Below are 13,623 nucleotides of genomic sequence, written 5' to 3'. Positions count from 1 at the left end.
GGTCAGAACAGAATCGACATTTGGGAGAGACTGCGTGAATTCTCGTAATCAGATCCGCGCGCGCATGCTGCGTGCCGCCTTGCTGGCCGGCGCCGGTTCGACGCTGCTGATCGCTGCAATGCCCGCGATGGCGCAGGACACACCCGCGCCGCAGGCCGAGCCCGAAGAGGACGCGATCGTCGTGACCGGCATTCGTGAGACGATCCAGAATTCGATCAACACCAAGCGCGCGGAAACCGCGATTGTCGACGCGCTGTCGTCGGACGACATCGGCGATATCCCGACGATCTCGGTCGGGCAGGCGATCCAGACGATCACTGGCGCGACGACGCACCGCGAAAAGGGCGACGCCTCCGAAATCGCGCTCCGCGGCCTCGGCCCCTTCCTGTCGAACGCGACCTTCAACGGCCGCGATGCGTCGAACGGCAGCGGTGATCGTTCGGTGAACTTCAACCAATTCCCGTCCGAACTCGTCAACAATATCAAGATTTACAAGACCCAGCAGGCGAGCCTTGTCGAGGGCGGCGTCGCGGGCACGATCGAGATCGGAACGCTGCGCCCGCTCGATTTCGGCAAGCGCCGCCTGCAGGCGGACGTCAAAGCGCAATATAATCCCTATGGTGACCGCATCGTTGGTTCAGGCGGCATCGGCTGGCGCGGGACGCTCAGCTATGTCGACCAGTTTGCGAACGACACGATCGGCATCGCGATCGGCGTCCAGCGCAACGACACGAACAATCCTGAAGAAACCTTCGCCGCGTCGTCGACCTGGACCGCGTGCCAGGCTTCGCCCGTCGTCGCGAACAACAATTGCGATGAATATACCCGCGCTGAATACGCCCAGAACCGGCCCTTTTACCTTGTTCCCAACGCCTATACGTTCCGCCAGATCAGCGAGACCGACAAGCGCGACGCGGTGTTCGGATCGATCCAGTGGCGGCCGTCGGACCAGTTTAACATCAACCTCGACGTCCAATATTCGGACCGCATCTATGTCGAGAACCGCCGCGACCTCAACCTGTCCGAAGGGCGCTATGGCCTGACCAACGTCGTCTTTGACGAGAACGGCATCGTCCAGAGCCTGAACGGCCTGAGCTCGCTCGAATCGAACGGCTCAGAACTGTCGCGGTCGGAGGAATATCTGGGCGGCGGCCTGTCGGTCGAATGGCAGCCGTCCGATCGGCTGACCGTCACCGTCGACGGCAGCTATTCGCGCACCGTCCGCTCCGAGATCGAACGCAATTTCCGCCTGCGCACCGACCCGACCGACGTCAATGGCGTGCGCACCGTGTTCAACAACATGCGCATTCCTTACACCTATTCGATCACGCCGGGCAGCTTCGTGCCGACGATCACGATCGACCCGCGCTTCGATATCAACAATCACAATCTCTTCTGGGACGACGCGCGCTTTCGCCGCGACGAGAGCAAGCGGCACAACGAGATTTATGCCGGGCGCTTCGACGTCGCCTATGAAATGGACGGCTTTCTCAGCAAGGTCTCGGCGGGCGGCCGCTGGTCACACCTGACGTATCGCGATTATGACGTGCGCAACGGCGACTTCAACCTGAACCCGGCGATCGCAGAGGACCGCCGCATCAACAACCTCTGCCGCACCGCATTCCCGCAGCAGGATTATCTATCGGCCGCGAAGGACAACAGCATCAACAGCTGGGCGACCTTTGACGTCGATTGCCTGTTCCGCGAATATATGGGCGCCGAAGATCCCGGCAACTTGCCCGACACGCGCTCGGTCGCCAACCGCGACGTCACCGAACGCACCTTTGCGGGTTATGTGATGGCCGAATATGACGCCGATCTGGGCAATATGCCGATCCGCGGCAATGTTGGCGTCCGCGTTGTCAACACGCGCGTCACTTCCGATGGCCTGCGCAGCGACCTTAGCATCGTCACCAATCCCGACGGGTCGATCCGTCTCGTTACCTCGGGTGATTTCGACACGGTCACCATCAAAAGCCAGAACACGCGCATCCTGCCAAGCCTCAACGCGATCTTCGAAGTCGCGCCGAACACGCTGCTGCGCGCCGCCGCCTATCGCGCCATGTCGCGCCCGAACCCCAGCTCGCTTGGCGCCGGACGAACGATCCTGCTCGAGGACGGCACCAGCTTTACGTCGGTCGAAGATGCCATTCGCAACATCACCGCGAACGGCAGCCCGCGCCTGAAGCCGCTGATGTCGTGGAACGGCGATCTGTCGCTCGAATGGTATCCGAACAAGGACAGCCTCCTGTCGGCCACCGTCTATTACAAGCAATTCACGGGCGGCTTCCAGCCGGTGGTGTTCAACGAGGATTTCACCATCGACGGCCAGTCGGTGTCGATTCCGGTGACGCAGACGCGCAACAGCCCCGACAAGTCGCGCATCTATGGCCTCGAACTGACCGCGGCGACGCGCTTCAGCTTCCTGCCCAAGCCACTCGACGGGCTGGGTGCCAAAGTCAGCTACAATTACGCCGATTCGAACTTCAAGACGCAGGATATCCGGCTCGGCGATGTCTATGATCCTGAAACGGAGACCGTGACATCGGGCATCATTCCGCCCGCGAACCTGTCGGGCTATTCGAAACATGTGCTGTCGGCGCAGGCTTATTACGAGATCGGACCCGTCTCGCTGCAGGCGATCTACAATTACCGCGCCAAATATTTCCAGGACTTCGTCGGCGGGAACAGCCAGCTTCGCTATGTCGCCCCCAGCGAAACCGTCGACTTCCGCGCATCGCTCGATCTGATGAAGGGCGTGTCGTTGCGTTTCGAAGCGCTCAATATCTTTAACGAGCCCAAGGCAACCTACATGCCGGTCTATGGCAGCAGCCGTCAGTATCATTACTATGGCGCGAAATATTTCATCGGCATCCGGGCCCGGATCTGAAACTAACTTCGGTCATGGGCTTCAAACTTGTCATACCGGATTGTATGGACTTCCTAGCACCGACGCGGGGAGATGATTGACCATGGCCGAACGCCGCCTTTTCGAAGATGTCGCCGACACGATTCGGCGCCTGATTCTCGACGGTACTTTCCCGCCGGGAACCCGGCTGCCCGGCGAGCGCGAGCTGTCCGAACGCTTTGAGGTGAGCCGGGTGACGATCCGCGAAGCCGAGATCGCGCTGCAGGCGACGGGGTGGATTCACATCCGCACCGGCGCGGGCGCCTATGTCGAGGCGATCCTGCCCGGCGATAATGCGATCCTGCCCAAGGTCAGCGCGTTCGAACTGACCGAAGCGCGCTCGTTGTTCGAGGCTGAGGCCGCAGCGCTTGCCGCCCCGACGATATCGGCCGAAACCCTGTCGAAACTCGACCAATTGCTCGAGGCGATGGCCGACGACAGCAAGAGCGAGGAAGAGATCAGCGCGATCGACCGCGAGTTCCACATGACGATCGCCGCGGCATCGAGCAACAAGGCGATCATCCATGTGATCGAGAGCCTGTGGCGGATGCGGATGGAATTGCCCGAGGTGCGGAGCAGTCATTCCTTGGTGTGCCGCAAAGACGGCAGTGCGCGTCAGGCCGAACATGCCGACGTCGTCGCGGCACTGCGCAATCGCGACGCGACGGGCGCCCGGCTCGCGATGCGGCGCCACTTCAACCGCCTGATCGAATCGATGCTCGACGAGACCGAGGAACGTGCGATCGTCGAGTTGCGCCGCCAGTCGGCCGAAAGCCGCGAACGCTATCTGCTGAGCGCAAAGCTCGCCTGATGTCGAACGCGTCGCCTCCACCGGCTGTGCCGGATCCGGTTGCGGCGCTGCTGGACGCGCGCCGGTCGGGGCGTGCGTTGCCCGCCTTTCCGGCGCCGGTGCCCGCGACGCTTGCCGAGGCCTATGCCATGCAGCAGCGCCTGGCCATCGCGCTGGGTGCGCCTGTGCTCGGTTGGAAGGTCGGGCGTATTCCGCCGGCGCTGATCGACATTCTGGGGGCAGAGCGTGTGGCCGGGCCGGTGCTGCGGCTGACCGAACTTGGCGCGGAGCCAGGCGACGCTTCTGTCTTTGCGGGCGGCGCCGGTGCGATCGAGGCGGAGGTTATGCTGCGCCTTCGGGCGGTGCCCGACCGGCTGACCGGCGGCGACGATGCTGCGTTATGGGTCGACGAAATTCGCGCAGGATTCGAGGTTGCCAGCTCGCCCGCGCCCGACGTCCACGATCATGCCCCCTATGGCATCATCGCCGACATCGGCATCAACAACGGCCTGCTTCTTGGTCCGCGACTGGACTATGATGATTTCACTACGCTCGTCGTCGAAACGCAAATCGATGGCGTAACGGTCGGAACCGGGCGCGCGATCGACATACTCGATGGTCCTTGGGGCTCGCTCAATTTTCTTGTCGATCTTCATCGGCGCGGCGTCATCGAGCTGAAGCCAGGGCAATGGATTTCGGCCGGGGCGATTACCGGCGTACATCCGGTCGACATCGGCCAGACCGCGACCGCGCGCTTCGGTACCGCCGCGCATATTGCCTGCACCGCCGTTCTGGAAACCGGATTCAAACCATGATCGCGCCCGGGGGAACCATTGCCTGTTTCGGCGAGGTCGTCATGCGCGTCTCGGTTCCGTATGGCGAACTGCCGCTGCAATCGGCGCGGTTCGACGCGCATGTCGGGGGCGCCGAGGCGAATGTCGCCGTCGCGCTCGCCACGCTCGGCCATGACGCCGCGATGATCAGCGCGGTTCCTGACGGTCCGATCGGCGACGGCGTCCTGCGGGAACTGCGCCGTTACGGCGTCGACGTTGCGCCCGTGCTTCGCGCTGCGGGGCGCATGGGGCTCTATTATTATCTCCCCGGTGGCCCGATGCGACCCGCAGAGGTCGTCTATGACCGCGCCGGTTCGGCTTTTGCCGAGGTCGCGGCGCGGGACTGGGATTGGGATCATTTGCTGAGTGGCGTCGGCTGGCTCCATGTGTCCGGTGTCACCCCTGCGCTCGGACCGAACAGCGCCGAAGCGGCGCTCGAAGCCGTCGTGCGCGCCCGCGCGGCCGGGATCGGCGTGTCGTTCGACGGCAATTGGCGCGGACGCCTTTGGGAGCGTTGGTCGTCCGATCCGGTAGCGATTTTGAACCCGATCGTTGCGCATGCGACGGTGCTGTTTGGTAATCATCGCGACGCGGGGCTGTTGCTGGGCAGCGAATTTTCTGGTGAGGGCCAAGACCGGCGGCGGGAGGCGGCGGTCGCATTGCTCGATCACTTTCCCGCGCTCGAATATGTTGCATCCACCGCGCGCGAGATTGTGGCTCCGGGCGTCCACCGCCTGACGGCCCGTATCGACAAACGCGATGAAGAAGGGGCGAGCGATCCCACCAACATCGCGCCGGTGCTTGATCGGGTCGGGACCGGCGATGCGTTCGCAGCCGGCGTTCTGGACGCGCTGTGGATGGGTAAGCCCTTGGCGGATGCCGCTAAGCAGGGCCTTGCCCTATCTGCGCTCAAACATGGCTTGCATGGCGATTTCGCGCCGTTCTCGCGTGCGGTGGTCGATGGCGTGTCATCGCAGGCGCAGGACATTTCACGATAATATTGGGCAATGAACAGGCGGCTGCGAGCTGCTCGCGACTGCCGTCTTGCGCCGTTTACAGTCCAAAAGCGGCCAGTCCAGAAACCGCTATTTGCCGCCATTGCCACCAGGTTGTCAGCCGCGTTTTGTGGCCGTCCGCCGATATCTCATATACCACACCTCGTGCCCCAGCGTCCGTGCCTTGGCCTCATAGCGGGTCTCGGGCCAGCCGCCGGGGCGGACGAGGAAATGCTGTGCGTCCTGCGCCAGCCATTCGAACTGGTGACGGTGGCGGCGCATGACCATCAGTGCGTGCGCGAGATAGATCGGGTGGTCGGTACCGAAGCGGAATTCGCCGCCGGGTTTCAGCTTCGCCGCGATCAGGTCGAGCGGCCCGTCGTTCATCATCCGCCGTTTGGCGTGGCGCGCCTTGGGCCATGGATCGGGGTGAAGCAGATAAACAAAACTCAGCGTAGCGTCGGGAATACGCCGCAACACCTCGAGCGCATCGCCGTGATGGATACGAACATTGCCAAGCGGCACGCGTTCGCCATGGTCGCCCGCGACATGGACGAGGGCCTGCGCGACACCATTGATGAATGGCTCGGCACCGATGAAGCCATGATCGGGCAGCATGTCGGCGCGTCCCGCCATATGTTCGCCGCCCCCAAAGCCGATCTCGAAATGCAGCGGCCGATCGTAGCCGAACAGGGCTTCGGCCGTGACGTCGCCCTCGGGCGGCACGGCAATCTGGGGCAGCAGCGTGTCGATCAGGTCTTGCTGACCCGCGCGCAGGGGTTTGCCCTTCGAACGGCCATAGAGGCGGTTGATCGTCGTCGGATCGCCGGGTTTGTAAGCAGTCATGCCGCGCGCCCTAGCCGCGAGGCCCGGTGGCGGCAAGCCGCAGCTTAGAGTCGCGTGAAATCGATCGCCGCGTGGCGGTCGAGCGTCTGCGACGCATCGGGCAGCGGATATTTGAGCCCGGTGGCGCAGTTGAAGAGCAAGGCGGTCTCGCCATCCTTGACCCAGCCGTCGGCGCGGGCCTGCCGCCATGCGGCGAGCGTCGCCCCGCCTTCGGGGCAGAGCAGCAGCCCGTCGCTGCGCGCGGCATCGTCGACAGCCTGCTGGATGACCGTGTCGCTGACCGCCATCGCACGGCCGTTCGATTCGTGTACCGCGTCGAGGATCAGAAAATCGCCGACCGCCTGCGGTACGCGGATACCCGCTGCGATCGTCGATGCATCTTCCCAGCGCACCGCGTGGCGCTCGCCGGCTTGCCATGCGCGCACCATCGGCGCGCAGCCCTCGGCCTGCACCGCGACCATGCGCGGCAGCTTGCCGGTCAGCCAGCCCAGCGCCCGCAATTCGGCAAAGGCTTTCCACATCCCGATCAGCCCGGTGCCGCCGCCGGTCGGATAGAAAATGACGTCGGGCAGCTCCCAGCCGAACTGTTCGGCGAGCTCGAGACCCATCGTCTTCTTGCCCTCGATCCGGTAGGGTTCCTTCAGCGTCGAGAGGTCGAACCAGCCGTTCGCAGCCGCACCCTCGCGCACCAGCTTGCCGCAATCGTCGATCAGCCCGTTGACGCGGTAGACGCGTGCGCCCTGCGCCGCGATCTCGCGCACATTGATCTCCGGCGTGTCGTCGGGGCAGAAGATGATCGCTTCCATCCCCGCCTGCGTCGCATAGGCGGCCGCGGCGGCACCGGCGTTTCCGTTGGTCGGCATCGCGATGCTGGTGACGCCCAGCTCCTTCGCCATGCTGATCGCCATCACCAGCCCGCGTGCCTTGAACGATCCGGTCGGCAGGCGCCCCTCGTCCTTGACGAGCAGGGTGCCGGGGTTCGCACCAGCTGCTGCGGCGATTTTTTCGAGCGCGATGACCGGCGTGTCGATCTCGCCGAGGCTGATGATGTTCTCGCTGCGGCGCACCGGCAGCAGCTCGCGCCAGCGCCAGAGGTCGCGTGGGCGCGCCGCCATCGCCGTCTTGTCGATCGCCGCCCCGACGCCATTCAGGTCATAGCGGACGAGCAGCGGGCGCCCGGCGGTCGAGAGGCCGTGCAGGACATCGGCCTCGACCCGCTCACCGGTCAGCCCGCATTCGAGATGCGTGACGAAGGTCGGCCGCTCGGCCGTCAGATTGGCATTGAGCGGCAGCGATGCGCTCAATTTGCGATCGCTGCTTTCAATTTGTCGACCAGATCGGTGCGTTCCCACGGAAAGCTTTCACCCTCCGACGTGCGGCCGAAATGGCCATAGGCCGCGGTCTGCTTGTAGATCGGCTTGTTGAGCCCGAGATGGGTGCGGATGCCTTTCGGCGTCAACCGGACGAGCTGCGGGATCACCGCTTCCAGCTTGCCTTCGTCGACATTGCCGGTGCCGTGCAGGTCGACATAGATCGACAGCGGCTCGGCGACGCCGATCGCGTAGCTCAGCTGAATCGTGCAGCGGCGCGCGAGGCCCGCGGCGACAATGTTCTTCGCCAGATACCGGGTGATATATGCGGCAGACCGGTCGACCTTGGTCGGATCCTTGCCGCTGAACGCGCCGCCGCCGTGCGGGCTCGCGCCGCCATAGGTGTCGACGATGATCTTGCGGCCGGTCAGGCCAGCGTCGCCGTCGGGGCCGCCGATCTCGAAACGACCGGTCGGGTTGATGTGATAGACGGTGTTCGCGGTCAACAGTTCCGCAGGCAGCACGTCGGCGATCACGCCGAGCACATATTTGCGCAGCTCGGTGTATTTCGCTTCGTCGCCTTCGCCATTGTGGAAATAATAGCCCGGCGCATGCTGGGTCGACACGACGATCGCGGTCGCTTCGACCGGGCGCTCGTTGGCGTAACGCAGCGTGACCTGGCTCTTGGTGTCGGGCTCGAGGAAGGGCGCGTTGCCGGCTTTGCGGTCGGCAGCCATGCGCTCGAGGATCTTGTGGCTGTAGTCGAGCGTCGCGGGCATCAGATCGGGGGTCTCGTCCGACGCATAGCCGAACATGATGCCCTGATCGCCGGCGCCTTCGTCCTTGTCACCGCTCTCGTCGACGCCCTGCGCAATATGTGCCGACTGGCCGTGGAGATTGTTTTCGAAGCGGAAGGTTTCCCAGTGGAAGCCGTCCTGCTCGTACCCGATCTCGCGGACCGTGTTGCGGACGACGGCCTCGATCTCGTCGAGCGCGCCGGGCGCCCATTCGCCATTTTCGAACACACCCTTGCAGCGAATTTCGCCGGCCAGCACGACCAGCTGGGTCGTGGTCAGTGTCTCGCACGCGATACGGGCTTCGGGGTCCTTCGACAGGAACAGGTCGACGATCGAATCGCTGATCTGGTCGGCCACCTTGTCGGGATGCCCTTCGGACACGCTTTCGGAGGTGAAGAGGAAGCTGTTGCGCATGGAGAGCCTTTTTGGGAGCAAATATAAAGGATGCTTTATGTCCGTATACTGTTAGCGACCGCGCCGGCGAAAGGCAATGGCGACGGCGAGCAGTAGCAGCGCAAATCCGACGGACAGCATGTTGCCGAACCGCGCGAAGAGTGTCGGTGCATGGGCGGGCGGCAACACCGTATCGATCCGGCCGGCGGCATGCATCGGTAGCGATTCGACGATGCGGCCGTTGGCATCGATCACTGCGCTGATCCCCGTCGGCGTCGCGCGTACGACGGGCAAACCTTCCTCGATCGCGCGAAGACGTGCCTGCGCCAGATGTTGCGGCGGCCCCCACGCGCCGAACCACGCGTCGTTCGACGGATTAAAGATGAAATCGGGGCGGTGCGCGCGATCGACGACCTGTCCCGAGAAGATGATCTCGTAACAGATTTGTAGCCCCGCTCTGCCGAAGGCGCCAAGGTCGAGCGTGCGGGCGCCGGGACCGGGCCAGAAATCGATGTCCCCCGGCGCGAGCCGCGACAGGCCGATTGCTGACAGGATCGGCCGCATCGGCAGATATTCGCCATAGGGTACAAGATGCGCCTTGTCGTAACGCGGGCCGAGTCTGCCGTCGGCATGGACGGTCATCACCGCGTTGCGGGCGCCGACGACGTCGCCCCGTTTGTCGAGCTCGAGCTTGAGCGCGCCGAGCAGCATCAGATCGTCGGGGTTCATGAGATTGGTGAGCCGCCCGCGCGCCTCGGCGGGCGAACGATCGTAATAGGGGAGCGGATAGCCGGTTTCGAGATAATCGGGCACCGCCGCCTCGGGCCACAGGATCAGCCGCGGGGTGTCGTCTTTCGGCGCGGTCAGCCGCGCGAGCTTGGCGAAATTGGCGTCGGCCTTGCTGCCCTCCCATTTGTCCTGCTGCCCCACATTGGGCTGGACGACGGTGATCGGGATGCGCTGGGCACCCTTGGCGCGAACGGCGGTATCGATGCTGCCGCCCATTTGCGACAGGAAGGCCGCACCCCACAAGGCGAGCAGGCTTCCGAAAAGCGTGGCTGCGGCGACACGGCGGTGAAACCACGCCAGTATCAGCACCGCCGCGAACAGGCAGACGATCGCGCTCATCCCATATGTGCCAATCCAGCGGGCGGGCGCGGCAACGTGCGGGACGGCAATCACCCCAAGGGGGTTCCATGCGAAGCCGGTGAAAATCCAGCTGCGGAGCCATTCGGTGAGTGCCCAGAGGCTGGCGAAGGCCAGCAGGTAGGACGGCGCTGCAAAATGTGCGTCGGCCTTGGGCTTCATCATTGAGGCGCCGAACGCTGTGAGCGCCGGATACACCGCCAGATACAGCGACAGCAGCACGACAGCGATCCATCCCAGCCATGCAGGCATCGCCGCCTGATAGGTGAAGGCGGTCGCGATCCAGTTGAGTCCGACGACAAAATGCCCGACGCCGAACGCCCAGCCGATCCCGAAGGTGCGCCAGCCGCGCGGACTGCGCGCGACGAGCGCCATCCAGCCCGCGAGCGCCAGCAAGGTTAGCGGCCAGAAGTGGAGCGGGGCGAAACCCGTCGCCGAAACGGCGCCGAGTAACAGGGCGACAAGCTTGGGCCAGCGGTTGGCGAAAGCGGCGATGCGGGGGAGGGGCGCGGTCACGCGCGCAGCTTTAGCGCCGCACCGTTGGCCCTACAATGGCGCTTTGCGCTTCTCCGACGGGACTTTGGTTTTGCGTGGCCCGCCAAACCTTCGCGGGCCGCCGCGGACGCCCGAATTGGGGTGGGAAGCCGTCGCAAGCGCGAAGCTTCAGGTCGATTCAGGTCATTGCGGCGGATCGGCGAAGATTGACCACTAACGACCACTTACCGTCGTTCCGCTGCATCATAGCATTCGCTGTAAGCAGGCGTTGGGGCGCACACGGCTCAAATTGGCTCGTAATCGTAGCGATCTTCGAGCTATTGTCCGGCATGGCTCGGATCGTTCTTGCTACCATCGGCTCGCTCGGCGATCTGCATCCCTTCATTGCGATTGGCAAGTCGCTCGCCGCGCAAGGCGAGCAGGTGCTGCTGGCTGTTCCCGAAGATGGTGTCGCGAAAGTGCGAGCAGCCGGACTCGACGCAGCGCCCATCCTGCCGAGCTATGCCATCATCTGCGAGCGGCTGGGCATGAGTCAGGAAGAAGCCGCTGCCAGGGTTCTCGCCGACACGAATTTCGTAACAGATGAAATTCTGCTGCCGTCGCTGCAAAGGAGTACAGCCGCACTGGACGAACTGGCAGCCGATACGGACATTCTGGTCGGCTCGATCTTCGCGTTCGCGGCCGATATCGTGGCCGAGAAGCGGTGCTTGCCGTTGGTAACGGTGGTGCTTCAACCCATGACTCTGTTCTCCAGTTGGCAACCGCCAACAGCCCCGCACTTCGAGATGATGCGACATAAGCCGCGCACCAGACTTGGCCGAGGTTGGAATCGGACGGTCTTCTCGTTGGCCCGAACCATGTTGCGCCGACGCCATGCCAAGCAGATCGACGCCGTCCGTGCCGAACATGGGCTTGGTCCAAGCGAAGGTGCGCCCATGCTCGATCATAGCCCTGCGACGGCAGCGGTCCTGTGCTGCTGGTCTTCGGTTTTGGGGGCACTTCCGCCCGATGCACCAGGCAATGCCGCGCTTGTAGGCTTCCCATTCTTCGACAGCGAAAGCGGCGCGGAAGAGGTGCTGGCTCCGGAATTGGACGCCTTTCTGGGTAGGGGCGATCCTCCGCTCATATTTACGCTGGGTTCGTTTGCGGTAGCCTCGGCCGGGCGTTTCTATGCGGAAGCGGCAGCAGCGGCTCGGGCGCTAGGCAAGCGGGCGCTTCTATTGACGGGGCAGCCAGCACCTCCGCGCCTTGATGGCGACGGCCTGTTCATGAATTACGCGCCGCATTCAGCTGTTTTTCCTCATGCAGCGGCGGTCATCCATCACGGCGGCATCGGAACGACAGGTCAAGCGCTTCGCGCCGGATGTCCACAGATCGTCGTTCCCCATTTCGGGGACCAGTTCGACAACGCTGCACGGCTACAATCGGCCGGGATTGGCTTAACGGTGAAACGGAGCCAGTTTGAAAACGCGTGTGTCACGAGCGCCATTTCACGCGCCCTATCCGTTCCGGACATGCGGAATGCAGCGCAACGCGCCGCTCAAATTATTGCAGGTGAGGATGGAGCTGCGGGAGCGGCTGACCGCATTTCAAGCCTTTGCCCGTGATGGCAGCGTACGCCGTTCCGGACCAGTAAGCCGCCTGTCGCTTAACCACCCCAAAGCCAGGCGTCGCCTTCAAATAGGCCTTTCCTACATTATCCGGCTGTGCCAGCCTTCATCCGGCTCTTTCATTTGGTGGATAAAAGCGATCGCTGCCCGGCGTGCGGGTACGGCCATGGTGGAACGTGCCGGGCGTGTCCGGCACGCCGCTAGGTCCAAATCGGGCGGTGCATAAGGCTGAACTTTCCTGAACTTTGGAAAGATTACGCGATCCTTGCGCCAACCGGATCCCGGATCCAACCTGGGGATGACGAAAAAGCGGCAATGGCGGTTCACCACCACCCCAGAGCGCTCCCGAAGGAACAGCGTCCCTACAGCATATATTTCATCTTGATCGACTGGCGCATATCGCCCGACACCGCGAAGCTTGCCGATTTGAAGCTCGGCGGGCCGACGGTGATCGTCGGATTGCGCGAAAAGCCGAAGCCTTCCTTTGGCAGGAAGATTGCGACGTCCATCTTGTTGTTGCTGTTCTCGTCGTGAACGACCGCGATGGCGTAAGTGCCGGTGGTGGGCGCGTGGACCATAAAGTCGCCGGCATCGGCGGCTTTCACCGCCATCCGCACCGATGCCTTGTCCTTGCTGCAATCGGGAAAGGCCTTGGGATTGGTGGTAAGACAGACGAGGATCTGTCCCTTCGTGCTGCGCAGTCCGGTAACGCTGACTTCAACTGTCGGCGGCGGCGCGGCCGCGGCGGCGGTGAGCAGCGGCAAAATCGCCAAGGCCGATATCCGTGCCGCACGCCTTGTCCCAGAAACGGAAATAGAGCCCATAATTCCCCCGGTAAGCGGCATGATGCTGCTCATGATGCGTCGCGGTTATCAGCCATCGCCCCGCGGGTCCATGCACCAGCGCGCGCGGGAACATTTCCCACCCCATATGATTGCCGACCCCCATGATGGTCATGATCGCGAGCACGAGGCCGAGCACTGCGACATGGATCGGGATGAGGAACACCAGCGCCGGTATCACGATCGCCCCGGTCAGCGCCTCGATCGGGTGAAAACTCATCGCCGCCCATGCGGTCGGTGGCCGGCTGTCGTGATGCACCGAATGCGCGACGCGAAACAACGCGGGCCGGTGCATCCAGCGGTGCGTCCAGTAGAACCATGTATCGTGAACGAGAAGGTAGGCGATGAGGCTGATCGGCAGATACCAGAGCGGGAAGGCATGGACGTCGGTGTAGATGCGCGTCCAGCCGTGCTGCTGCCACCCCCACGCGACGGTCCCGGCGGGAATCCCGTAGATGGCGGCGCTCGCGAGGCTCCAGCCAATTTCGCGCCGCATTTGCGGTTCGAGTCCGCGATAGAGGCCGGGGTGCTTCAGTCTTGTCGCAAAAGCGAAAGCACCGCTGGTGATCAGATAGCGCACGCCGACGATGGCGGTCATCGCAAGCGCGGAAAAGAGGATCGGCCAGCCGGTCATCGCGCAAGGCTAGCCGCTCGGGGC

The 13,623-nt window shown here is 63.6% G+C and carries 11 protein-coding genes; 5 read left to right on the top strand and 6 right to left on the bottom strand.

The annotated features are described in order from the left end of the window. The first annotated feature begins 34 nt into the window (after positions 1-34). From AC07NV_RS03855 to AC07NV_RS03840, 4 genes are all read left to right on the top strand, one after another. Positions 35-2,890, top strand: a complete 2,856-nt coding sequence (locus AC07NV_RS03855; RefSeq protein WP_495165016.1) for a TonB-dependent receptor — start codon at positions 35-37, stop codon at positions 2,888-2,890. 82 nt (positions 2,891-2,972) lie between these two features. Then, a complete protein-coding gene (locus tag AC07NV_RS03850; protein WP_495165015.1) occupies positions 2,973-3,719 on the top strand; it encodes a FadR/GntR family transcriptional regulator in 747 nt (248 codons plus the stop codon). After that, positions 3,719-4,513 (top strand): 2-keto-4-pentenoate hydratase, encoded by a 795-nt coding sequence (locus AC07NV_RS03845; RefSeq protein ID WP_495165014.1) that lies wholly within the window; start codon positions 3,719-3,721, stop codon positions 4,511-4,513. The genes AC07NV_RS03850 and AC07NV_RS03845 overlap by 1 nt, the downstream gene beginning before the upstream one ends. Beyond that, entirely contained in the window at positions 4,510-5,529 is a 1,020-nt protein-coding gene (locus tag AC07NV_RS03840; protein ID WP_495165013.1) for a sugar kinase, read from the top strand. Before AC07NV_RS03845 ends, AC07NV_RS03840 begins: the two co-directional genes overlap by 4 nt. 114 nt (positions 5,530-5,643) lie before the next feature. Here the strand turns inward: AC07NV_RS03840 and trmB are convergent, their stop codons facing one another. The 4 genes from trmB to lnt are packed head-to-tail and all read right to left on the bottom strand — an operon-like array spanning position 5,644 to position 10,534. Then, complete coding sequence (gene trmB / locus AC07NV_RS03835) at positions 5,644-6,372, bottom strand: tRNA (guanine(46)-N(7))-methyltransferase TrmB (protein WP_495165012.1); 729 nt, start codon at positions 6,370-6,372, stop codon at positions 5,644-5,646. A gap of 44 nt (positions 6,373-6,416) precedes the next feature. Then, positions 6,417-7,676 (bottom strand): threonine synthase, encoded by a 1,260-nt coding sequence (locus tag AC07NV_RS03830; RefSeq protein ID WP_495165011.1) that lies wholly within the window; start codon positions 7,674-7,676, stop codon positions 6,417-6,419. Then, positions 7,673-8,893, bottom strand: a complete 1,221-nt coding sequence (metK, locus tag AC07NV_RS03825) for a methionine adenosyltransferase (RefSeq protein WP_495165010.1) — start codon at positions 8,891-8,893, stop codon at positions 7,673-7,675. The genes AC07NV_RS03830 and metK overlap by 4 nt, the downstream gene beginning before the upstream one ends. A 51-nt stretch (positions 8,894-8,944) precedes the next feature. Next, positions 8,945-10,534, bottom strand: a complete 1,590-nt coding sequence (gene lnt, locus AC07NV_RS03820) for an apolipoprotein N-acyltransferase (protein WP_495165009.1) — start codon at positions 10,532-10,534, stop codon at positions 8,945-8,947. Positions 10,535-10,842: 308 nt separating this feature from the next. On the opposite strand from lnt, the gene AC07NV_RS03815 reads away from it, so the two are divergent. Beyond that, positions 10,843-12,120, top strand: a complete 1,278-nt coding sequence (locus tag AC07NV_RS03815; protein ID WP_495165008.1) for a glycosyltransferase — start codon at positions 10,843-10,845, stop codon at positions 12,118-12,120. Positions 12,121-12,485: 365 nt separating this feature from the next. On the opposite strand, the gene AC07NV_RS03810 is transcribed toward AC07NV_RS03815, so the two are convergent. Both AC07NV_RS03810 and AC07NV_RS03805 read right to left on the bottom strand, forming a co-directional pair. Beyond that, positions 12,486-12,896 carry a DUF2141 domain-containing protein gene (locus AC07NV_RS03810; RefSeq protein WP_495165007.1) on the bottom strand — a complete coding sequence of 137 codons (411 nt, stop codon included), beginning with the start codon at positions 12,894-12,896 and terminating at the stop codon, positions 12,486-12,488. Next, on the bottom strand, positions 12,841-13,599 hold the full coding sequence (locus AC07NV_RS03805) for a sterol desaturase family protein (RefSeq protein WP_495165006.1): 759 nt from the start codon (positions 13,597-13,599) through the stop codon (positions 12,841-12,843). Before AC07NV_RS03805 ends, AC07NV_RS03810 begins: the two co-directional genes overlap by 56 nt. Positions 13,600-13,623: the final 24 nt, after the last annotated feature.

The organism is Sphingopyxis sp. GW821-FHT10B01, from assembly GCF_059415685.1.
The sequence above is the reverse complement of the archived record's forward strand: the minus strand, read 5'-3'. Positions and strand labels throughout refer to the sequence as shown.